Genomic DNA, 21,140 nt, shown 5'->3' with positions numbered 1-21,140 from the left:
CAACGGCCGCTTGCAGCGACTCGTTGGCATGTTTTTCCTGCCCTCATGCGCCGGGCGCGGCCTCCGGCCGCTTGGCTCGCCGCATAAGCGGCGGGCCGCATTCGCGGCCTCGGCCGGCTTCGCCGGCCGCAGGTCATTCCGTCGTGCCGTTGGTATGACACCGATCCGGGTAACGCGACGGTGAACGCTTCCCCGCCGCGTTAAGATCACAGTTACGGGCGTCCCCGATCTACGGCAGGGGATGCCGGCCTGGCCCCGCCAGGCCCGAGGCATCCCCACCCAACCCCGCGCGCCACCCTCTTGGGCGCACGGGATTGCCAGGGAACGCCATGCCCACCGAATTCGCCCGATTGTCGATCCTTGTGGTGGATGACGACCCGACCATGCGGTCGGTCATCACCTCTGCGCTGCGTGCCGCCGGCTGCAACCAGGTCCGCCAGGCTTCCAACGGGGAGCAGGCGCTGAACATCGTCCGCCAGTCGCAGATCGACCTCATCACCTGCGATTGCCAGATGGCGCCGGTGGATGGGCTGACCTTCGTGAAGCGGCTGCGGGAATTGCCGGAAGGCGCCAACAAGCCGGTGGTGATGCTGACGGCCAACAACCGGCCGGAGGATGCCTGGGCGGGGCGGGTGCTGAAGGTGTCCGCCTGGCTGGTCAAGCCGATCACGCCGCAGGCCGTCATCAAGCGCGTCGCCGGCGTGCTGGGGCTGAATGTCGGCACGGCTGATGTGCCGGAGGATGTGCTGACCGCCCTCGCCGATGCCTATGAGAAGCGGCTGCCGAACGAGATCCAGACGCTGGAAAGCATCGCTGCGCGCCTGCCCGCGCGGCCCGAGCATTTCAACATGACCATCCAGGACCTGGTGCGGCGTCTGCATGTCGTGAAGGGCCAGGCCGGCACGCTGGGCTATGCGCTGCTGGGGTCGGTCGCCGGCGAAGTGCATGACGTGCTGCAGGAGGCCGAGCGCATCCTGGATGATGGCGACGCCTTCAGGCCCGACCTGATCCGCCTGGTGGAAAGCGGCTTCAAGGTGATGCGGCTGATCGTGGACCGCAACGTGCGCGGCACGGCGGGGGCCGTTGGCGCCAAGGTGCTGGCGGACATCGCCGCCTTCGCGCAGCCGCTGCACGCCCGCATCGTGGCCGCGGCCGAGGCTGCGGAAGCGGAAGCGGCGCAACGCCAGCGCCGCGGCCACCAGTCCGACGTGCTGCTGGCGTCGGAGCAGCAACGGCTGATCGTGGAACGCCGCATCCGGCTGACCCAGGCGGAATTCGCCGAGAAGGACCGGTAGGGACATGCTGGCATGAACACCGTCTCCCCCGCGCCGCGGCGCGCCAGCATCCTCGTCCGGTACAGGCCCTGGCTGGCGCTGCCGCTGGTGCTGGCCCTGATCTGGATCGGCATCGCGCTGCAATTGCGGGAGATGGCGCGGCAGACGGAGGCCGCGGCAGAGCGCGATACCGCGAACCTGTCGCGCAGCGTCGAACAGCACATCATCCGCAGCATCGACCAGCTGGACCAGGCGCTGCGCTTCATGCAGTCCGCCTATCGCCACGATCCCGCGGGCTTCAGCCTGCTGGAATGGACGGACGCCTATTTCGCCGGCGGCGGGCCCACGGTGCAGATCGCGATGATCGGGCCGGATGGGCGGCTGCTGGCGTCAGGCCTCAATGGCGCCACGGTGACGACGCCGGTCGACCTGTCGGACCGCGAGCATTTCCGCGTCCATCTCGGCGCCACGGAGGACCGGCTGTTCATCAGCCGCCCGGTGATGGGCCGCGTCAGCCAGCGGCAGACCATCCAGTTCACCCGGGCGCTGCGGGCGCGCGATGGCGCCTTCGGCGGCGTGATGGTCATCTCGCTCGACCCCGACATGCTGTCGGCGCCCTATGACCTGCTGGAACTCGGCGCGGGCGGGCTGCTGCTGGCGGGGACGGATGGCATCATCCGCGCCTGGGCACCGCGCGGCACCCAGCCGCAGAGCCAGCTGATCGGCCAGACCCTGCCCGCGCCGATGGCGCGCGCCTTCGCGGCATCGCCCCAGGGCAGCATCCTGGATGACGGGCAGCTGGATGGCGTGCAGCGGCTGTTGAGCTTCCGCCAGGTGGATGAGCATCCGCTGGTGGTGGCGGTGGGCGTGGACATGGCATCCGCCTTCGCCGATTTCCGAAGCCTGCGCGACCGCTTCGTGATCGCGGGGCTGGTGCTGAGCCTGGCGGTGCTGCTGGTGGGGCCCTTCCTGCTGCTGCAGCGGGGGCGGCGCATCCGGTCCGAGCACGCGCTGCGGGACACGCTGCGCGGCATGGACCAGGGCGTGGTCATGGCGGGGCGGGATGGCCGCGTGCTGGTGGCCAATATCCGCGCGGCGGAACTGCTGGACCTCGATCCGCGGCTGCTGGAACGCGGCCAACGCATCAAGCCCATCCTGCGCCATCTGGGCGAGGCGGATATCGGCCACCGCCGCGGTCACCGGCAGCGCATCTACCTCCGCACCCGTGGCGATGGCAGCCGGGTGGAGACCAAGGCGATCCGCACCGAACAGGGCGCGCTGCTGCTGACCTGCACGGATGTGACGGAACAGCAGGCCGCGATCGCCGCCCAGGCCGCGGCGCGTGCGGCGGCGGAGGCCGCGAGCCGCACCAAATCCGAATTCCTGGCCAATATGAGCCACGAGATCCGCACGCCGATGAACGGCGTGATCGGCATGATCCAGGTGCTGCGCCATTCCGGCCTGAACCAGCACCAGCGCGACATGTGCGAGGTGATCACGCGGTCCGCGTCATCGCTGCTGACCGTGCTGAACGACATCCTGGACTATTCCAAGCTGGAAGCCGGGCGGCTGGAGCTGGAGCCGAAGGCGGCGCGGTTGGAAGTGCTGGCGCGCGACGTGTCGGAACTGATGCGCCATGCGGCGGAGGCGAAATCCATCGGCCTGTGGTTCCAGAACTGGTCCGCCCTGCCGCCGGTGATGATCGACCCGACGCGCATGCGCCAGATCATGTCCAACCTTCTCTCCAACGCCATCAAGTTCAGCGACAAGGGCGAGATCGCCGTGACGCTGGAGGCGGAGCCCGACCCCGCCGCGCCGGAGGAGCGCGTGCTGGTGCGGTTGTGCGTGGAGGACCAGGGGATCGGCATGTCGGAGGAGGAGGTCTCCCGCCTGTTTGTCCGCTTCACGCAGGTGGACAGTTCATCGACGCGGCGCTTCGGCGGCACGGGCCTCGGCCTCGCCATCACGCGGGACCTGGTGAAGATGATGGGCGGCCACATCGAGGTGAGCAGCCGCCCGGGGCTGGGCAGCGAATTCGTCGTGCACCTGTCCCTGCCCGTCAGCCCGGAGGAGCCGAAGGCTGATCGCGAAGCGGTGGAGGAGGCGCCGCTGGCGGGGCCCGTGCACCACCTCAACATCCTGGTGGCGGAGGATGACGAGGTGAACCGCGTGGTGATCCGGTCGCTGCTGGCGCCAGGCGGGCATGAGGTGACCTTCGCGGAGAACGGGTTCCACGCCGTGCATGCCGCGCAGGGGGAGCCCTTCGACCTGATCCTGATGGACGTGATGATGCCGGAGATGGACGGCCCCACGGCCACGCGCTGGATCCGCGAGAATCCGGGCCCGAACCAGGAGACACCGATCATCGCGCTGACCGCCAATGCGATGTCGGGGGACCGGGAACGTTACCTCGGCCTTGGCATGACGGCCTATGTCAGCAAGCCGATCTCGCGGCGGGAATTGTACGCGACGATCGAGACGACGCTGGGCTTCCGGGCCTTCCCGCGGAATGACGAGCAGAAGGAACGGGCGGAGCCGGAGCCCGAGGCGGCGGACGACCTGGGCAACGCCTTCGACGACCTGATGGCGGAGCTGAAGGCGTAGGGTGCTTTCAGCCGGGCTGAAAGAAGCCGTTCAGCCGGGCTGTTCGACCAGCAACTGCTCCAGCATCGCGCGGTCCGGTGTCGCGCCGTCCCGCGCGCGCAGGCCGCCGGCGGCGGAGGCGAAGCGCATGGCGCGGTCCACCGCCATGCCCTCCGCCACCGCCACCGCATAGGCGCCGTGGAAGACATCGCCGGCACCGGTGGTGTTGGTGGCCTGGACGCGGAAGGCGGGCGTCACGCGCGGCGTGGGGTCCGTGGCCGTCAGCCACAGCGTCCCCTTCTCCCCCCTGGTGACGGCGGCGACCTTGCAGCCATCGGCGATCGCCTTGCGCAGCGCATCCACCGGCTTCAGGCCGGGCGCGTAGTTGCCGAGGCCGGGCTGGGAGAAGACCGCGTGATCGACGCGCGGGATGAGGTCGAGCAGGATGCGCGTCTCGCTCTTCTCCCCGTCGATCACCGTGGGAATGCCCCGCGCGCGGCAATAGTCCAGCGCCGCGGCGCTGCCTTCGGGCCAGCGCGGGTCGCAGAGGAAAGCCCGTGCCGTGTCCAGCAGGTGCAGCGGCAGCCAGGCGGGATCGGTGCCGAGGTTGTCGCCGCGATAGGCGAAGATGCTGCGCTCGCCCACCGGGTCCACCAGCACGGCGGAGACGGGGGTGCGCGCATTGGGCGCGCGGCGGCAATGCGCGACATCGACGCCCTGCGCGGCCAGCGCCTCCAGCAGGGGCGTGCCGTTGAGGTCATCGCCGACCCGCCCCCAGAAGACGCAATGGCCGCCCAGCCGGCTGACGGCGATGGAGGCATTGGCCGCCAGGCCACCGGCGCCGAGGGCATAGGAGGTGGCGCGATTCTTCGACGGCGGCTGCACCACCTCCTGGACATGGAAGGTGTGGTCCATCACGACGGAGCCGAGGCAGACGACAATCGGACGTGTATCGGGGAGGGTCATGGCGCCCAGGGTTCCATCGCAGGGGGGTTCCCGCCAAGCGGCAATTGCGCCGCCCGATTGGTTGCGCGCGCGCATCCTGCATCTGGGGGCGGAGGTGATGGTGCTGGACAAGCCCAGCGGGCTGCCGGTCTCCGCCCGGGGCGGGGAGAGCCTGGAATCCTTCCTGCCCGCGCTGCGCCTGGGCAAGCGGCGGGACCCGCAGCCCGCGCATCGGCTGGACCAGGACACGGCGGGCTGCCTGGTGCTGGGGCGGACGGCGCCGATGCTGGCGCTGATCAACGCGCTGTTCGCCGAGCGCCGCGTCGGCAAGACCTACTGGGCGGTGGTGCGGGGCGGGCCTGCGGGCGATTCGGGCTTGATCGACGCCAGGTTGCTGAAGACCAGCAGCGCGGCCAAGGGCTGGCGGATGGTGGTGGACGCCAAGGGCGACCCCGCGCGCACGGGCTGGCGGGTGCTCGGGCGGGGCGACGGCATCACGCTGCTGGAGATGACGCCGGAGACGGGGCGGACCCACCAGTTGCGGGTGCATTGCGCGCATCTCGGCTGCCCGATCCTGGGGGATGCGATGTATGGCGGCGGCGCGGGGCAACTGCATCTGCTGGCCCGCGCCATCGTGCTGCCGCTGGAGCCCGATCTGCGGGTGGAGGCCCCGGTGCCGGGGCATATGCGCGCGGCCGTCGCGGCCTGCGGGCTGTAGCGCGGCCTACCGCACGCGCAGTTCGGACCGGGCGGAGACACCATCCGCATCCAGCACCGTGATCCGATAGAAGCCCGGGCCGGGCGGGGTCCAGGCGGCCTCGCGGCGCGCACGCTCGGCGGAAAGCGGTGCGCCATCCACCAGGAAGGTCAGCGGGCGGCGGCCGCCGGTGGCGCGGATGGTGACGGGCCCGCCCTCCGCCAGCACGGCGCCTTGCATGGGGAAGAGCAGGCGCAGCCGGTCGGCGGCCTCGGCGAAGGGCTGGGCGGCGGGGCGGACGTTCAGGGGGGCCGCGGCGCGGCGGGCAGCAGGGCGAAGCTGCGGGCCAGCACCGGCAGGGCGGCGGCGCGGCCGGTGAGGCCGGGGATGGGCGTGCCATCGGGCCGGCCGACCCACACGCCCGCGACATGGCGCTGATCGAGCCCGAGCGCCCAGGCATCCCGCCCGCCCCAGCTCGTGCCGGTCTTCCAGGCGATCCCCTGCGGGCCGCCATTCGGGAAGGGTTGTACCAATATGCCGGCGACGGCGGCGGCGGCGTGGGGGACGACCACATCGGTGCGGGGCGCGGGCGGGCCGGGCAGCGCGGTCAGTGGCGCGGCGCGGCCGCCATCGCCCAGCAGCGCGTGCAGCGCCACCAATTCCCGCAGCGTGGTGCCGGCACCGCCCAGCGCCAGCGGCAGGCTGGGCTCCGCGCCCGGCGGCAGGCGGGGCGGGCTGCCGGCGGATTTCAGCGCGGCGGCGTAGCGCAGCGCGCCGACCTCCTGCAGCAGCGCCACGGCGGGCAGGTTCAGCGACTGGCGCAGCGCATCGGCGGCGGTCACGCGGCCGGTGAATTCGCGGGAGAAATTCTCCGGCGCATAGCTGCCGAAGCGCAGCGCGATGTCGCTGACGATGGTGTCGGGCCGCGCCACGCCGGCCTCGAACGCCATCGCGTAGAGGAAGGGTTTCTGGGCGGAGCCGGGGGAGCGGATGGCGCGCGTCAAATCCAGCATCCCCGCCCGCGACTCCACGCCGAAGCTGCCGCCGACGAGCGCGCGGATATGGCGGCTTTCGACGTCGGCGATGATCAGCGCCAGGGCGGCACGATCGGGGAAACCGCGCAGTGCTTCCTCCGCCAGGCGTTCCGCCGCGCGTTGCAGGTCGCGGTCCAGCGTGGTGGCGATGCGGGCGCCGGGGGCGGCGCCGCGCGCGACCTCCCGCCCCAGATGCGGCGCCAGGCGGGGCATGGGAAGGCGACGGGCGGGGACGGGCTCGGCCAGCGCCACGGCGCGTTCATCGGCATTGACGGCGCCCGCCCCGGCGGCGCGGGCCAGCAGCACGGCATCCCGGGCACGGCGGGCGGAATCCGCGTGGCGGTCGGGGCGCAGCGCCTCCGGCCGCCTGGCCAGGGCGACCAGCAGCGCGGCCTCCGCCGCATCCAGCTGCGCGGGCGGGCGGCCGAACCAGGCGAGCGACCCGGCGCGCAGCCCTTCGAGGTTGCCGCCCTGCGGTGCGAGGGTCAGCCAGACTCCCAGAATTTCGTCCTTGGTGAAGCGGGCTTCCAGCTGCAGGGCGCGGGCGATCTCGATGAGCTTGGATCGCAGCGTGCGGGGACGCGGTTCCAGCAGGCGGGCGGCCTGCATGGTCAGCGTCGATCCGCCGGAGACGACGCGCCCTGCGCGAACCCACTGCACGGCGGCGCGGGCCAGGGCGATGGGGTCCACGCCGGGGTGCCAGCGGAAGCGCCGGTCCTCCGCCGCCAGCAGCATCGCCGTGAGGTGCCGGGGCACGTCCGTCACCGCGGTCGGCAGGCGCCACACGCCGCCGGGCGCGGGCAGGACGGACAGCGTCCTCCCGTGCCGGTCCAGCACCTCCACCCCCGCCGTGAGGCGGGAGAGGTCGGGCGGCAGCGCCCGATCGGCCGCGACAACCGCCGCGACCAGGGCGACCAGCGCGAAGCCGATGCGCCGCATCACTCGGCCGGCAGCACCACGATGCGCGCCGCGTTCTGCCGGGCGAAGACACCGGGGCGGTACATGTCCTGCGCCTCCAGCCCCGGCAGTTCGAAGCGGCCCGCCGTCACGGCCCGCAGCCGCACCGCCAGGCGCGCCAGCGGCTGTTCGGCCGTCAGTTCCACCGCTGCCGCGAAGCGGTCATCCCGCGCGGGCTGCGATTCCGGGGCGGTCAGCGTGCCGAGGAACGGCATCCCGGGCACGTCGCCCGGGCCGAGGCGGCCCGCGATCTCCCACCCCGCCGGCAGGCCCTGGGTGATCATGGCCTGCATGCGGTCATTGGTGGTGTTGCGGGCTTCCAGCAGCAGGATGATGGAGGCGCCGGCGCGCAGCGTGTCGAGGTTCACGGGCTGACCGGCGAGGTCGTAGAAGCGCCGCGCCACCCGCATGCCCTGCGAGGCCGCCGGCAGGGGGGAGGTCGGCACACCCGTGATGGACACGGCCTGCGCCACCGGCGCATCGCCCCGGTTGCGGGCGGTGGTGGCCGCCGTCAGGGCCTGGGTCACGATGGGCTGCACGGGAAGGTCGCGGTCACCGACCGCGATGCGCACCGGCCTGCCATCCCGGCCCAGCACGAAGGCCGCGGCGATGGCCCAGGCCTGTTCCTGGGTGTTGGTGGTGGCGGGGGTGAGGTCCGCTCCAGGCAGACGCGCCATCAGGGCCGGCAGCCGATCCTGCGCCACGCCGGATTCGCGCAGCAGCAGGGCGGAAGCCAGGGCATCCCGCGTTGCGCTGCCGTAGTCGCCGTACCAGACGTTGCGGGCGGGGTTGGCCAGCGCGGCGGCGAAGATCGTCTCCGCCCGGCCGCGATCACCCGCGCGGGCGAAGGCAGCGGCGAGTTGCGCCTTGGCGAGTGGCGTCGGCAGCTGGTCCAGCTGCTCCGCCAGGCGCCGCGCGGCACCAAGGCGATTGCGGCCGGCCAGCGCCAGGATGTGCACGCGATAGGCCTGGGCGGCGAACTCCTCGGGGTTGTCCGGGGTCTGTTCCACATCCTCGTCGGCCGCCCGCAAGGCGGCGGCGAGCGCGGCTTCCGGCACGGGCGCGCCGGCGGTGCGGGCGCGGAGCAGCGCCTCGGTCGCGTAGAGGCTGGCCCAGGGATGGACCGAGCCCTCCGCGGACCAGAAGCCGAAGCGGCCATCGAAGCGCTGGCGATCAAGAACCGAGGCAACGGCGCGGCCGAGCAGGGCCTGGTCCTCCTGCGCCGTATCCGCATTCGCGGGGGCGTAGGAGAGCGCCAGGACGCGGGAGGATGCCTGTTCCAGGCAGTCCAGCGGGAAGCCGCGCAGCGCGCGCAGCAGCGCCTGCGGGTCGTAGCGCACCGGCGCGCCCCAGCTGGCGGTGGCGCGCCAGGTGCCGGGGATGAAGCGGTCGGATGGCAGGGCCACCGGCGCGGATTCATTCGGCGCCAGGCTGCGCACCGCGACCTCCGTCACGGCGGGGCGGGAGGAGCGGATGGTGATCGTGCTCTCCCGCGTCACGGCGAAGCCACCGGGGCCGGTGACGGCAAGGCGGATCGTCCCCTCCCCGGCCATGGTGCCGCGGAGCGTGGTGAAGGGCGCGGCGCGGGCACCGGTGGCGAGGGACTGGTCGAGCCGCGGGGGGCCCGCGATCTCGATGGCGCCCGTGGCCGTCAGCGTGGCGGAGAAGACGCCGGCGGGGAGTTCGATGTTGTGCAGCAGCAGGGGGAGCCGGGCCTCATCGCCCGGGGCGAGGAAGCGGGGCAGCATGACCTCCGCCACCGCCTGGTCCCGCACCGTCATGGGGCGGGATGCGTTGCCGATACGGTTGCCGTCCCAGGCCACGACCATCAGGCGGAGTTCGCCGGCGAAATCGGGCAGGTCGAGCGGCACGGTCGCGGTGCCGTCGGCGTTCACCGTGACGGCGCCGCTGAACAGCGCGACCAGGCGCTGCGGGATGTTCTGCATGGCGGAAGCGTCCATGCCATCGCCGCCCTGGCGCAGCACGGCGGCATCGCCTTCCGCCGGTGCGATCAGGCGGCCGTAATCGTCGCGGATGTCGAGGCCGAGGCGGCGGCGGGCGAGGAAATGCGCGACGGGGTCGGGGGATGGGAAGCTGGTGATGCGCAGGATGCCCTCATCCACCGCCGCCAGCGTGACCATCGCCGTGCCGGTCGCGCCCGTCAGTCTCAGCGGCACATCGATGCGGGTGCGCGGGCGGGCGAGCTGCGGCGCCTCGATCGCGACCTCCATCCGCCGCGCGGCGGGGTCGAGGCCGATCCAGGCCAGGCCGAGCGCGCGGCCGGGGCGGCCCGCGGGCGTGTTCCCGGGCCGGAAGACCGTGACGGCGACATGCGCGCCAGGGCCCCAGGCGGCATCGACGGGGATGGAGATTTCCGCGCCGGCCTCCGGCACCTCGATCTCCTGCGTCGAGAGCAGCCTGTCGGTCAGCACGGCCACGCTGGCGCGGCCGGCGAAGGGGGAGGTGATGCGCAGCCGTGCGGTGTCGCCGGCCGCATAGGCGCGGCGATCGGCGGCGACATCGACGCGGTCCGGCACCTCCGCCGCTTCCGCCTGCGCCCAGCCCGCGCGGAAGCGGTAGCTGGCGATGGCGAGGCCAGACGGCTCCGTCACCTCGATCCGGTAGCGGCCGAAACTAAGCGACCGCGCGAAGCGGCCGGGCTGGCCGGGAGCGACGCGGATTTCCGTGCTGTCCACCGGCTCGTCGCGCCAGACCGTCTCGTAGCGCGCCAGACGTTCGCGGACGACGATCCGCCAATCCGGACGCTCCCGCACCAGGCGGACGCGGAGATTGGCGGGGATGGCGGCACCATCGGGGTTCACCGCGGCGATGTCGAAGCCGGCTTCGGCGCCGTCATTCACCGCCCCACCCTCGAAGGCCGGGCGGATGGCCAGCAGCGTGCCGGCGGCGCGGACGGGGAGCGAGAGGCGGGCGCCGCTGGTGCGGCCGCCGGGGTCCGCCATCAGGACCGTGATGTCGGCCTTCACGGGGCGCGTGGTGTCGGGCGCCGCGGGCAGCAGCAGGGGCACGCGGGCGCGGCCTTCCGCATCCGTCTCCGGGATGTCGGCGGTGATGAGGTCCGGGGCGAAACTCTCCTCCATCAGGCCGAAGCGCCAGCCGCGCCAGGCCTCGAAGGGCTCGGGGTCGGTGGAGAGGCGGAGTTCGGCGCTGCCGGTCAGGCCCGATCCGGGCGCGCCGTAGAGGAAGCGGGCCAGCACGGGCAATTCCAGCGCACGGCCGGGCACAAGCTGGCCGGTGACGGGGCCGGCGGTGATCTCCAGCCGTTCGGGGACGAAGGCATCGACGCGGAAGCTGGCCGTGCCGATGGGGGGCGCGTCCGGGTCGGCCAGGACCTCCACCGTCCAGGCGCCGACGGGGGCGGTGGCGGACAGCGTCACGGGCGCGACGAAGGCGGCGCCGGCCACGCGGGCGGGGACGCTCTCGAAAAACACCTGGCCGTTGGGGCGCTTGATGCGCAGCCGCGCGGGCACATCGACGGGCTGGCCGCCGGCATCGCGCAGCAGGGCGCCGATATTCACGACCTCCCCGGGCCGGTAGATGCCGCGGTCCAGCCAGACGAAGGCATCGAGCGGCCCGGGATGCGGCGCGCCGGCGGCGCCGCGATCGGACAGGTCGAAGGACGCGGTTTCCAGATCCAGCGCCGCGAAATCATCGGCCGCGAAGGCATGGATGGCGATGGGGGCGAGGTTGCCCTGGCCGCGCAGGGCGGCGGCATTGAAGCGGGCGATGCCATCGGCGCCGGTGGTCGCTTCCGCCAGCACGTCGTTGTTGCGGGCCAGGAGGGCCAGGCGCACATCGCCGCGCGGCGCGGCATCGGTGAAGCCGCGGACCTGCACGGCGATGCCCTGCGGGCCGCGCCAGGCGGTCAGGCCGAGATCCGTGGCGAGGATCGGCAAAGCGGAGGCCGCGCCGCGCGCCTGGCCGTCACCGGGCCGCGCGACCAGGATGTAGAGGCCGGGGCCCGCGCTGCGGATGGCGTCGGGCAGCGGCAGGGCGTTGCGGCTGGTGCGGTTGAGCGTGGTGGCGGGCAATTCGGCGCGGCCTTCCCAGACCACGCGGCCCATATCCTCGCCAAGGTATTCCGCCGTCCAATCCTCCATCGGCTGGCCCGGGCGCCAATCCCGCGTCAGCGGCACCAGGTTGCGTTCGGTCACGCGGATGAGGCGGAGCGAGAGGGCGGTGACGTTGACCGTCGCGACCGTCACGCGGGGTTCCTGCCCGCGTGGCAGCAGGAAGGCGCGGCTGTCGAAGGCGATGCGGGCGCTGCGGTTGGGCATCGCGACATTCACCGGCACGTCCCGCAGCAGGCGCAGCCCGTCCTCCCCGGGCAATCCGGCGCGGAGCGTCAGGCGGGTGGTGGCGCCCCAGGGCAGGCCGGCGACGCAGAGCGCATCGCCTTCCCGCACCACGGCCATGCCGGGGATCGTGGGTTCGGCCCGCACCCAATCCTGCGGCTGCCAGTCATTCCGCCGCGCGGGGGCGGAGGTGAAGTCGAGGCAGGCGCGGGCGGGCTCGGCATCCGGTTCCGTGCGGAAGCGGCGGACCAGCAGCCCCGCGGCGCGGCGCGCGCTGGCGAGCGCCTCGCGATGCTTCGCGTCATCGGGCGCGCGTTCCACCACAGCCTCCAGCGCCTGCAACTGCCAGGCGGGCTGGTCGAGGCGGCGCAGCGCCTCCGCCATCACGACCAGGGAGGGGATTTCGGGCGCGCCGCCGGGGACCAGCATGAAGGCCTGCCAGCCGGCCTGCAGCGCGCGCATGGCCTCCGGCGGGTTGCGGCGAAGCTGGGCGGAGGCGAGGGCCATCCAATGGTCGGCGCTTGCCTGGCCGGCGCCGATCCGTTCCTCCCAGGCCGTGGCGGCGGCGGTCCAGTCGTTACGCGTCTCGGCGGCGCGGGCGCGGGTTTCGGCCTGGTTGCGCTGCTGGGGGGTGCCGCCGGCGGGGAAGCGACGGGTCAGCCCGGCCTCGTAGCGCTGCGCATCGCCGGACAGGCCGGGCAGCTCGAAGGCCTGGGCGCCCCCGGAGAGGAAACCGCCGGCCAGGAAACCGCCGGGCAGCAGCCAGCCCAGCATGAGCAGCAGGGCAAGCAGGCGACGAAACGTCATGGACGGCTCCGTGAGGCGGCGTTCTTGGGGGCGAGCATGGCACGCGCCCGCGCCGCGGGGCAGCGACGAAAGGGTTACGCGCGTTTCGCGGGGGCGGTCTCAGCCGCGGCCCGCGCTGGGCCCGTGGCCGGACACCCGCGCCCCGGCATCGGGCGGCAGGCGCATGACGCCGAGGAAGGAGACCAGCATCATCGCCCCCGCGATCAGGAAGCCGAGCTGGAATTCCGCGAGTTGCGGCGTGGCCTGGCCGCTGATCCACATCCCCGCCTCCAGCGACAGCGATCCCAGCACGACGCCAAGCGCCACGGAGAATTGCTGGATGGTGCCGGACATGGCGGTGGCGGCGGCCAGCTTCTCCTGCGGCACATCCGCGAAGGACAGCGTGGCCATGGAGGTGAATTGCAGCGACCGCGAAAGCCCGCCCAGCGCCAGCACGGCGAAGATCGCGACCATCGGCCAGGAAGGCGTGAAGGCCGCGCAGGCCGCGACGCCGGCCGCGGCGATGACGACATTCACCATCAGGATGCGGCGGAAGCCGAAGCGCCGCAGCAGCGGGCGGATCATCGGCTTCATGGCGATAGCCCCCAGCGCGGTCGCGAAGGTGACAAGCCCGCTGCCGCTGGCCGACAGGCCGAAGACCAGTTGCAGCGACAGCGGCAGCAGGAAAGGCACGGCGCCCGCACCGGCGCGGAACAGCGTGCCGCTGACCATCGGCACGCCGAAGCTGCGGATCGAGAGCAGGGAGAGATCGACGGCTGGGCGGACGGAGGCGCGGGAATGCAGCACGGCGGCGATGCTCGCCATCAGCCCCGCCACGATGGCCCCGGCGGTCGCCCAGCCCGGCACCACGCCGCGGCCGATCGTCTCCAGCCCCGTCACCAGCAATGCCAGCGCCAGACCCCAGAGCGTGAGGCCCTTGATGTCGAGCGGCCCGGGGTCCTGGCTCTCCACCTCCGGGATGAAGCGCCAGACCAGTAGCAGGCCGAGCGCGCCGACCGGCAGGTTGATCCAGAAGACCGCGCGCCAGGACACCGCATCGGTCAGCAACCCGCCGAGCGGCGGCCCGCAGACCGGGCCGAGCAGCGCCGGCATGGTCAGCCAGGTCATCGCCGTCAGCAATTCCTCCTTCCGCACGCGGCGCAGCAGCAGCAGGCGGCCGACCGGCACCATCATGGCGCCGCCGATGCCCTGCAGGATGCGCGCCGCGACCAGCGACCCCATGCCCTGGGACAGGCCGACGAGGGCGGAGGCGAAGGTGAAGACGATGATCGCCGCCATGAAGACGCGGCGCGGGCCGAAGCGGTCCGCCACCCAGCCGGAGACGGGGATGAAGACGCACAGGGCAACGAGGTAGGAGGTGATGGCGACGGAGAGATGCACCGCATCCACGCCGAGGTCCCGCGCCATGGCCGGCAGCGCGGTGGCGACCACCGAACTGTCGAGGTTCTGCATGAACAACGCGGAGGCGACGATGGCGGCGACCGTGCGCGGGTCGCGGTCCTTGGCCGGTGGGCTCACCCCGCCGCCATGCGGCGCAATTCGGCGCGCTGGATCTTGGGGCCGTTCGGGCCATCGGTGACGGGAAAGGCCTCGATGGCGATGATCCGCTCCGGCTGCTTGAAGCGGGCCAGGCTGGCCTGGCAGGCCGCCATCAGCGCCGCCTCGTCATAGCCATCGCCGGGGATGACGAAGGCGACGGGCTTGCCCTGCGCCTCCACCACCTGCGCCGCCGCCACGCCGGGCTGGCACTGGAGAAAACCCTCGATCTCCTCCGGGGAGACGAGGAAGCCGCCCAGGCGGAGCGCATCGCCGCGGCGGGTGATGAAGGCGAAGCCGCCCTCCGGCTGCGCGGTGGCGAGGTCGCCGGTGTGGAACCAGCCCTGCGCCGTGCGGGAATTCGCGGTTGCGGTTTCGTCGCCGAGGTAGCGGTCGAAGAGCGAGGGGCCGCGCAGCAGCAATTCCGCGTCATCGGCCACCGCGAAACCGGCCTCGGCACTGGCGGGGACACCGCCGCCCACCGCGGCATGCGGGCCGGCGGGGTCCTGCAGGGCGAACAGGGCCTGGGCCTCCGAACTGCCATAGACGCCGCGGACGGCCAGGTTGAGGGCGGCGGAGACTTCCATCACGCGCGCCGCCTGGCCGTGGAAGCTGGCGAAGCCGGTGAAGGTGAAGGGGGCATAGGGGCGGCCATTCGCGGCTTCCGCCAGCTTCAGCAGCAATTCATCGCCGCCGACCATGTGGGTGATCCACTGGGCGCGGATCAGCGCATCGGCTTCCGCCGCGTCGAAGCGTTCCATGCAGGCGATCAGCGCGCCACCGGCCAGCGCCGCCATGGCGGAAGCGAGCCCGAAGGTGCCGCAGAGCGGCACGGCGGCCAGCAGCGCCGCACCCGGCTGCCCCGTGCCGATCCGCGCCGCCACATCCGCCGCATGGCCCGCGATGGAGGCCTGGCGGTGCAGCACCAGCTTCGGCCCGGCGGTGGTGCCGGAGGTGGTGAAGGTCAGGCATTCGGCATCCGGCGTCGCGAGGTCCGGGGCCTCACCCGCCGAAACAAGCGTCGCGCGGCGCTTCACCGGCAGGTCCAGGATGCGGTCCATGCCCCGCCCATCCATCACCAGCACCAGGCGGAGCGAGGCGCGCTGCGCGGGCGGCACCGCTTCCAGCACCGCTTCCGCATTCACCGCGGGGAAGTCCCGGGCGATGGCGATGGCCTTGGGGGCGGCGCGTTCCAGCAGATTGCCGATCTCGGCGGAGCGGAAGCGGGTGTTCAGCAGGATCGCCGTCGCCCCCCGCCGGGCCAGCGCCAGAAGCAGCAGCAGGAAGTCGGGGCGGTTGGGCAGGAAGAGGGCGACGCGGTCGCCGGGGCCGATCCCGGCCTCGGCCAGGCCGCCCGCCAGGCGGCGCACCGTGACGGCGACCTCCGCCCAGGTCAGCCCGCCAAGGGCGAGCGCATCCGGGCAGCGCCGGGCGGTGGATTCGAGGAGCTGGGTCAGGGTGGCGGGGCGCGGCATGGGCCCCATCTTGCGGCGGCCTCAGCGGCGCCGCCAGACCTCCACCACGCCTTCCCCGTCCTGGATGGCCGCGATCCGATCATAGCGGACCAGCGCGGCCTCGATCATCACGCGGGCCTCCGGCCGCACCAGCCACCAGCGGGATGGCGCGACCACGATGATGCGCGGCGGCAGGGCGAGCACGCGGGCGAGCTCGGCATCCTGGTCGAGCCCCGTCAGCCCCGCATGCAGGCCGGCCAGATGGCCGGGGAAGGCGAAGCGGGTCGGCGGGTCCAGCCCGGCCAGGGCATAGACCACGGGGTGCCAGTTCGCGACGAACAGAGCTTCGCCGGCGGCCACCTCCGCCCCGATCTCCGCCCCGATCTCCGCCTGGGCGATGGCGGCGACCTGGGCGGGGGGGTCCGCCCCGCGCCAGCCGAAGCCATGGCCGAGGCGCGGCAGCAGCATGGCGGAGACGGGCAGTGCGGCGATGGCGGCGGCCAGCACCACCACCGCGGCCGCCCGCGCGCCACGCCGCGCCGCGCGCATGGCCGCCGCCTGCAAGCCGAGCGCCGCGAGGGCGCAAAGCGGCGGCAGCAGCATCAGGAAGTAGTGGTCGAAATACTTGCCAGGCGCGGCGGCCTGCACCACCGCGGCGCCGAGCCAGGGCAGCAGCAGCGCGCCGCGCCGGATCGCGGGGCGCGGGGCCAGGCCCAGCAGCGCCGCCGCGGCCAGCAGCCACAGGAGAAAGCCCAGCGCCGCCGCCAGGCCGCGCCGCAGGCCGGGCGATCCATCCTCCACCGCCGCGTAGTTCATCAGCACGGTGACGTTGCTGTTCCACCACGCGCCGAATTCGCCCTGGGCAGCATAGGCGCCGGCGGTGATGGCGGTGGGCAGCGCGCAGCCCACCGCGAAAACCAGCGCCAGCAGCAGCACGCCCGCGATGCCGGCCCGCCTTTCGGCCAGCACGACGATCGCCATGGTGAGCCAGAGGGAAGAAGCCTCCAGCCCCACCACCTGCTTGACCCAGAGCGCGCAGCCGAACCAGAGGCCGCCCAGGAAGACCAGGCCAGGCCGCGGCGCGCCGGGCGCCAGCGTCTCCGCCAGGATCAGCGTGGCACCCGCCACCATGAAGGGCGCGAAGAGGATTTCCGTGTTGGTGGCGAGGCCACCCAGCACCAGCGTGTGGCACACATAGAGCAGCCCGGCCGCGAAGCCGGCCGCGCGGCTGGCGCCAAGCCGCATCACCAGGCGCATCAGCAGCAGCGAAGTCGCCGCCACCGTGACCATGCCCGCCAGGCGCAGCGCGACCAGCGGGCTCGGCGCCAGCGCCACCGCGACGGTCAGCAGGCCGGGCGCGCCGACGGGGTGCATGTCCCACACCGCCAAATAGGGCCATCCCCCCTTCAGCCAGGCGATGGCCTGGACGAGGTAGAGACCCTCATCCGGATCGAGGACGCTGGCCGGCAGCGCGACGGCTCGCAGCAGGAAGGGGAGCAGGAGGAGAAGCAGGGATGCCGCGGCCCAGCGGCGGGAAGCGTGGCCCCGTGGCTGGGCGGCATCCGTGGTCATGCGCGTGACGTACATCGGGTCCCCATGCCCTTCCCCCGGGCGAAGCGCGCCACCTGCCCAAGGGTTCGGAACCGAGACGATCACGTGCGCGCGCGCCGGTATCGCCCCGCACCCGGCTTGACGGCGGCCGGTGGCGGCGGGACCGTCCCGCCCATGAACGCGCCCATGACCGAGACGCCCGATCCCGTGACCCTCGCGGTGCTGGAAAACCGCTTCCGCGCGGTGGTGGAGGAGATGGGGGAGGCGCTGCTGCGCACCGCGACATCCCAGATCCTCAACTCCTCCCGCGATTTCTCCATCGCGCTGTGCGACGACCGCGCCAGGCTGGTCGCGCAGGCGGACCACATCCCCGTCCATGTCGGCGCCATGCCGCTGGCGGCGCAGGCGGTGCTGGATGCCTTCGGCGGGCGGATCGCGCGCGGCGATTGCTACCTGCTGAACGACCCCTGGCATGGCGGTTCGCATCTGCCGGACCTGACCATCATCCAGCCTGTATTCGGGGAGGGGCATCTTCGCTTCCTCGCCGTGGTGCGCGCGCACCAATCGGATATCGGCGGCGCGACGCATGGCGGCTACAACCCGGCGGCGCATGAGATCTGGCAGGAGGGCATCCGCATCCCGCCGATCCGCCTCGGCGAGGGTGATGTGCTGCGCGACGACCTGGTCCGGATGCTGGCGCTGAACACGCGAATCCCGCGCGACTTCACCGGCGATTTGATGGCGATGTGGGGCGCGGCGCGGCTCGGCGCGAAGCGCATGGATGCGCTGCTGGCCAGCCATGGCGGCGCGAAACTGGCGGCGGCGGTGGACGCGATCCTCGATCTGTCGGAGGCCCATGCGCGCCGCATCATCGGCGAATGGGCGGATGGGGATTACGAGGGCGAGGCCGTGCTCGACGATGACGGGCATGGCGCCACCGACATCACCATCCGCGCGAAGGTTCGCAAGCGCGGCGGGCATGTCTCCGTCGATCTCTCGGGGTCGGACGACCAGGTGCGGGGCTTCGTCAATTCATCCTGGCCCAACACGCTTTCCGCCGCGCGGATGGCGCTGGCCTATCTGCTGGACCCCGAGGTCGCGAAGAATGACGGCGCCTTCCGCGCGCTGGATCTGACGGCGCGGGAGGGCGCGGTGGTGAATGCCCGGCCCGGCGCGGCCGTCACGCTCTGCACCAGCCACTGCTCCAACGAGATCGTGGAAGCGATCGTCAAGGCGCTGGCGCCGGCCTGCCCGGACCGCGCCATGGGCGGCTGGGGGCGGCGCTTCCGGGTCGCGATCCAGGGCACGGACCCGCGCCGCAGCGGGCGGCGCTTTGTCTGGCACCTGTTCCATGCCCGGCCCGGCGGCGGCGGCCATGCCAAGGGGGATGGGTGGTCCTCCGTCGGCGAATGGCATTCCGCCGGCGGGCTGAAATTCGGCAGCGTGGAGATGGCGGAGGCGCGGTTTCCCCTGTTCTTCGCCCACCACGAATTGCGCCCGGGATCGGGGGGCGAGGGCCAGTATCGCGGCGGCCTCGGCGCCGAACTCGATTTGCGGATCGAGACGGAGGGCGAGGCCCGCGCGAACACCGCCGGCGATGGCGTGCGCCATGGCGCGGCGGGGATGCTGGGCGGCGAGGATGGCGCGCCACACCACTACACGCTGCGCCATGCCGATGGCGGCGAGCGTGACCTGAAGACCAAGGAAGCCGGCGTGGTGCTGACACCCGGGGACCGGCTGATCGTGCGGTCCGGCGGCGGCGGCGGCTGGGGCGACAAGACGATGCGCGATCCCGCGGCGATCGAGGCCGACAAGGCGGAAGGGTATCTCCCCCGATGATGGGTCCCTATCGCATCGGCGTCGATGTCGGCGGCACCTTCACCGACGTGGTCTGCGTCGGCGCGGATGGCGCGACGCTGCTCGCCAAGGCCGCCACCACGCCCGATGACCAGTCCCGCGGCGTGCTGGATGGCCTCGCCGTGCTGGCCTCGATGCTGCACGTCACGGTGGCGGAGATGCTGGAAGTGACGGAGCGCCTGGTGCACGGCACCACCGTCGCCACCAACGCCCTGCTGGAACGCCGCACCGCGCGCATCGGCATGATCACGACGGAAGGCCATCGCGACGTGATCGAGATGCGGGAGGGCCTCAAGCCCGAACGCTACGACCTTCGCCTGCCCGTCCCGGCGCCGCTCGTGCCGCGCCGCCTGCGCCTGCTCTTGCGCGAACGCATCCGCCCCGATGGGACGGTGGAGACGGCGCTGGACGCCGCATCCCTGGATGCCGCCATCGCCACGCTGAAGGCGGAAGGCGTCGCCGGTGTCGCGGTGTGCCTGCTGCATTCCTGGCGCGACCCCGCGCATGAACAGGCCGCCGGCGCGGCGGTCAGCGCCGCCATGCCGGGCGTCTATGTCACCCTCTCATCCGACGTGCTGCCGCAGATCAAGGAATTCGAGCGCTTCTCCACCACCGTGGTGAACGCGGCCGTGGGCCCCATCGTCGCGGGGTATCTCGCGCGGCTGGAAACCAGGCTGACGGAGGGGGGGTTCCACGGGCCGTTGTTCGTCATTCTCTCCCATGGCGGCGTGGCCCCGGTGGCGGAGGCCGCGCGGCTGGCGGCGGGCACGGCGCTGTCCGGCCCCGCGGGCGGTGTCGCGGCGGGGCTGGCGCTGGCGCGGGCGGGGCTGGGCCGCAACCTCGTCACCTTCGATGTCGGCGGGACCTCCACCGATGTCGCGCTGATCGAGGATGCGGAAGCCGCACTCGGGCGCGGCCGCGTGGTGGGGGGGGAGCGCATCGCGCTGGAGAGCCTCGACATCGTGACGCTCGGCGCCGGCGGCGGGTCCATCGCCCATGTCGGCGCGGGGGGCATGATGCGCGTCGGCCCGCGCAGCGCCGGCGCCGTGCCGGGGCCGGCCTGCTATGGCGGCGGCGGGCAGGAACCCGCCGTGACGGATGCCAATCTGGTGCTGGGCTACCTGGACCCCGACCGCTTCCTGGGCGGGGCGCGCAGCCTGGACCGGGCGGCGGCGGAAGCGGCGGTGGACCGGCTGGCGGGGCGCCTCGGGCTGGACCGGATGGCCTGTGCGGCGGGCATCCATGCGCTGGCCAATGTCGCCATGGCGGATGGCATCCGCGTGGCCACCGTGCGGCGCGGCGTCGATCCGCGGGGCTTCACCCTGCTGTCCTTCGGCGGCGCCGCGGGGCTGCATGCCAGCGCGGTCGCGCGGGACCTCGGCATGTCGAGGGTCGCGGTGCCGCTGCTGGCGGCGGGGCTTTCCGCCTGGGGGATGTTGCAGACCGACCTGCGCTACGAGGTCAGCCGCAGCCTCGTGGGGGCCGCGGGGCTGCCGGATGAACCCGCGATCCGCGCGCTCTTCGCCGAGTTGGAAGCCGCGGCCCGGGACCGCATGGCGCAATGGATGGCGGGCGACCCCGCCATCCGCCGCAGCGCCGACATGCGCTATGGCGAACAGGTCTTCGAGGTCGGCGTGCCGCTGGACGCCGTGGATTGGCCCGCTTCGGGCCTGCCCGCCGCGCTCACGGATGCCTTCCATGCGCGGCATGAGGCGCTGTTCACCTATGCGCTGCGGGGGGAGGAGGTGGTGCTGGTGACGGCGCGCGTGGCCGCGGTGGGCCGCCTGCCCCCCCTGCCCGCGCCGCTACTGCCCGATGGCCCGCCCGCCACGCCTGTCGTGACGCGCCGCGCCTTCGTGGAGGGTGCCGTGGCGGAGTTGCCGGTCTTCGCCTTCACGACGCTGGCGCCGGGGCAACCCGTGGCGGGGCCGGCGATCGTGGAGAGCGATACGACGACGGTGCTGCTGCTGCCGGGGGATGTGGCGCGGCTGGATGCGCGGGGGTGGCTGGAGGTGATGGTGGGGTAAGGCCGCAAGGGGGCTCGGCCCCCCGGCACCGACCGTCAGACGCAAGGGGGCCCTTGGAACCCAGCAATTGACGATGGTCCAGGGGGGTCTCCCCCCTGGCGG

12 protein-coding genes are annotated in these 21,140 nt (G+C 72.9%); 5 read left to right on the top strand and 7 right to left on the bottom strand.

Going from position 1 to position 21,140, the window contains the following annotated elements:
- Positions 1-329: 329 nt before the first annotated feature.
- Positions 330-1,295 (top strand): response regulator, encoded by a 966-nt coding sequence (locus tag ACTIE5_RS16815; RefSeq protein WP_439550857.1) that lies wholly within the window; start codon positions 330-332, stop codon positions 1,293-1,295.
- Positions 1,296-1,307: 12 nt separating this feature from the next.
- Complete coding sequence (locus tag ACTIE5_RS16810) at positions 1,308-3,878, top strand: ATP-binding protein (protein ID WP_439550856.1); 2,571 nt, start codon at positions 1,308-1,310, stop codon at positions 3,876-3,878.
- A gap of 30 nt (positions 3,879-3,908) precedes the next feature.
- Here the strand turns inward: ACTIE5_RS16810 and ACTIE5_RS16805 are convergent, their stop codons facing one another.
- On the bottom strand, positions 3,909-4,823 hold the full coding sequence (locus ACTIE5_RS16805; RefSeq protein WP_439550855.1) for a PfkB family carbohydrate kinase: 915 nt from the start codon (positions 4,821-4,823) through the stop codon (positions 3,909-3,911).
- 61 nt (positions 4,824-4,884) lie between these two features.
- Here ACTIE5_RS16805 and ACTIE5_RS16800 point away from each other — a divergent pair, with 61 nt between their 5' ends.
- Positions 4,885-5,520: an RluA family pseudouridine synthase gene (locus ACTIE5_RS16800; protein ID WP_439550854.1), complete on the top strand. Its 636-nt coding sequence runs from the start codon at positions 4,885-4,887 to the stop codon at positions 5,518-5,520.
- 6 nt (positions 5,521-5,526) lie between these two features.
- Here ACTIE5_RS16800 and ACTIE5_RS16795 read toward each other — a convergent pair whose 3' ends face one another.
- From ACTIE5_RS16795 to ACTIE5_RS16770, 6 genes are all read right to left on the bottom strand, one after another.
- On the bottom strand, positions 5,527-5,916 hold the full coding sequence (locus ACTIE5_RS16795) for a hypothetical protein (protein WP_439550853.1): 390 nt from the start codon (positions 5,914-5,916) through the stop codon (positions 5,527-5,529).
- Complete coding sequence (pbpC, locus tag ACTIE5_RS16790; protein ID WP_439550852.1) at positions 5,802-7,472, bottom strand: penicillin-binding protein 1C; 1,671 nt, start codon at positions 7,470-7,472, stop codon at positions 5,802-5,804. Before pbpC ends, ACTIE5_RS16795 begins: the two co-directional genes overlap by 115 nt.
- Positions 7,472-12,613: an MG2 domain-containing protein gene (locus ACTIE5_RS16785; protein WP_439550851.1), complete on the bottom strand. Its 5,142-nt coding sequence runs from the start codon at positions 12,611-12,613 to the stop codon at positions 7,472-7,474. The genes pbpC and ACTIE5_RS16785 overlap by 1 nt, the downstream gene beginning before the upstream one ends.
- A gap of 99 nt (positions 12,614-12,712) precedes the next feature.
- The gene (locus ACTIE5_RS16780) at positions 12,713-14,131 is read right to left on the bottom strand and encodes a DHA2 family efflux MFS transporter permease subunit (RefSeq protein ID WP_439550850.1); all 1,419 of its coding nucleotides are present in this window, start codon (positions 14,129-14,131) and stop codon (positions 12,713-12,715) included.
- Positions 14,128-15,624: an AMP-binding protein gene (locus ACTIE5_RS16775; protein ID WP_439550849.1), complete on the bottom strand. Its 1,497-nt coding sequence runs from the start codon at positions 15,622-15,624 to the stop codon at positions 14,128-14,130. The genes ACTIE5_RS16780 and ACTIE5_RS16775 overlap by 4 nt, the downstream gene beginning before the upstream one ends.
- Positions 15,625-15,645: 21 nt before the next feature.
- Positions 15,646-17,190 (bottom strand): hypothetical protein, encoded by a 1,545-nt coding sequence (locus ACTIE5_RS16770; protein WP_439550848.1) that lies wholly within the window; start codon positions 17,188-17,190, stop codon positions 15,646-15,648.
- Positions 17,191-17,340: 150 nt separating this feature from the next.
- Here ACTIE5_RS16770 and ACTIE5_RS16765 point away from each other — a divergent pair, with 150 nt between their 5' ends.
- Both ACTIE5_RS16765 and ACTIE5_RS16760 read left to right on the top strand, forming a co-directional pair.
- The gene (locus ACTIE5_RS16765; RefSeq protein ID WP_439550847.1) at positions 17,341-18,993 is read left to right on the top strand and encodes a hydantoinase B/oxoprolinase family protein; all 1,653 of its coding nucleotides are present in this window, start codon (positions 17,341-17,343) and stop codon (positions 18,991-18,993) included.
- Positions 18,990-21,038, top strand: coding sequence for a hydantoinase/oxoprolinase family protein (locus ACTIE5_RS16760; RefSeq protein WP_439550846.1), 2,049 nt, complete (start codon positions 18,990-18,992; stop codon positions 21,036-21,038). Before ACTIE5_RS16765 ends, ACTIE5_RS16760 begins: the two co-directional genes overlap by 4 nt.
- The last annotated feature ends 102 nt before the right edge of the window (positions 21,039-21,140 follow it).

Source organism: Falsiroseomonas sp. (genome assembly GCF_051859025.1).
Classification (GTDB): Bacteria; Pseudomonadota; Alphaproteobacteria; order Acetobacterales; family Acetobacteraceae; genus Falsiroseomonas.
This window is presented reverse-complemented; position numbering and strand designations above follow the sequence as displayed.

Bases quoted from the DNA above. Each gene is read 5' to 3' on its own strand.
- ACTIE5_RS16815 (WP_439550857.1), top strand. From the start codon at position 330: ATGCCCACCGAATTCGCCCGATTGTCGATCCTTGTGGTGGATGACGAC.
- ACTIE5_RS16810 (WP_439550856.1), top strand. From the start codon at position 1,308: ATGAACACCGTCTCCCCCGCGCCGCGGCGCGCCAGCATCCTCGTCCGG.
- ACTIE5_RS16805 (WP_439550855.1), bottom strand. From the start codon at position 4,823: ATGACCCTCCCCGATACACGTCCGATTGTCGTCTGCCTCGGCTCCGTC.
- pbpC (WP_439550852.1), bottom strand. From the start codon at position 7,472: ATGCGGCGCATCGGCTTCGCGCTGGTCGCCCTGGTCGCGGCGGTTGTC.
- ACTIE5_RS16785 (WP_439550851.1), bottom strand. From the start codon at position 12,613: ATGACGTTTCGTCGCCTGCTTGCCCTGCTGCTCATGCTGGGCTGGCTG.
- ACTIE5_RS16775 (WP_439550849.1), bottom strand. From the start codon at position 15,624: ATGCCGCGCCCCGCCACCCTGACCCAGCTCCTCGAATCCACCGCCCGG.
- ACTIE5_RS16770 (WP_439550848.1), bottom strand. From the start codon at position 17,190: ATGTACGTCACGCGCATGACCACGGATGCCGCCCAGCCACGGGGCCAC.
- ACTIE5_RS16765 (WP_439550847.1), top strand. From the start codon at position 17,341: ATGACCGAGACGCCCGATCCCGTGACCCTCGCGGTGCTGGAAAACCGC.
- ACTIE5_RS16760 (WP_439550846.1), top strand. From the start codon at position 18,990: ATGATGGGTCCCTATCGCATCGGCGTCGATGTCGGCGGCACCTTCACC.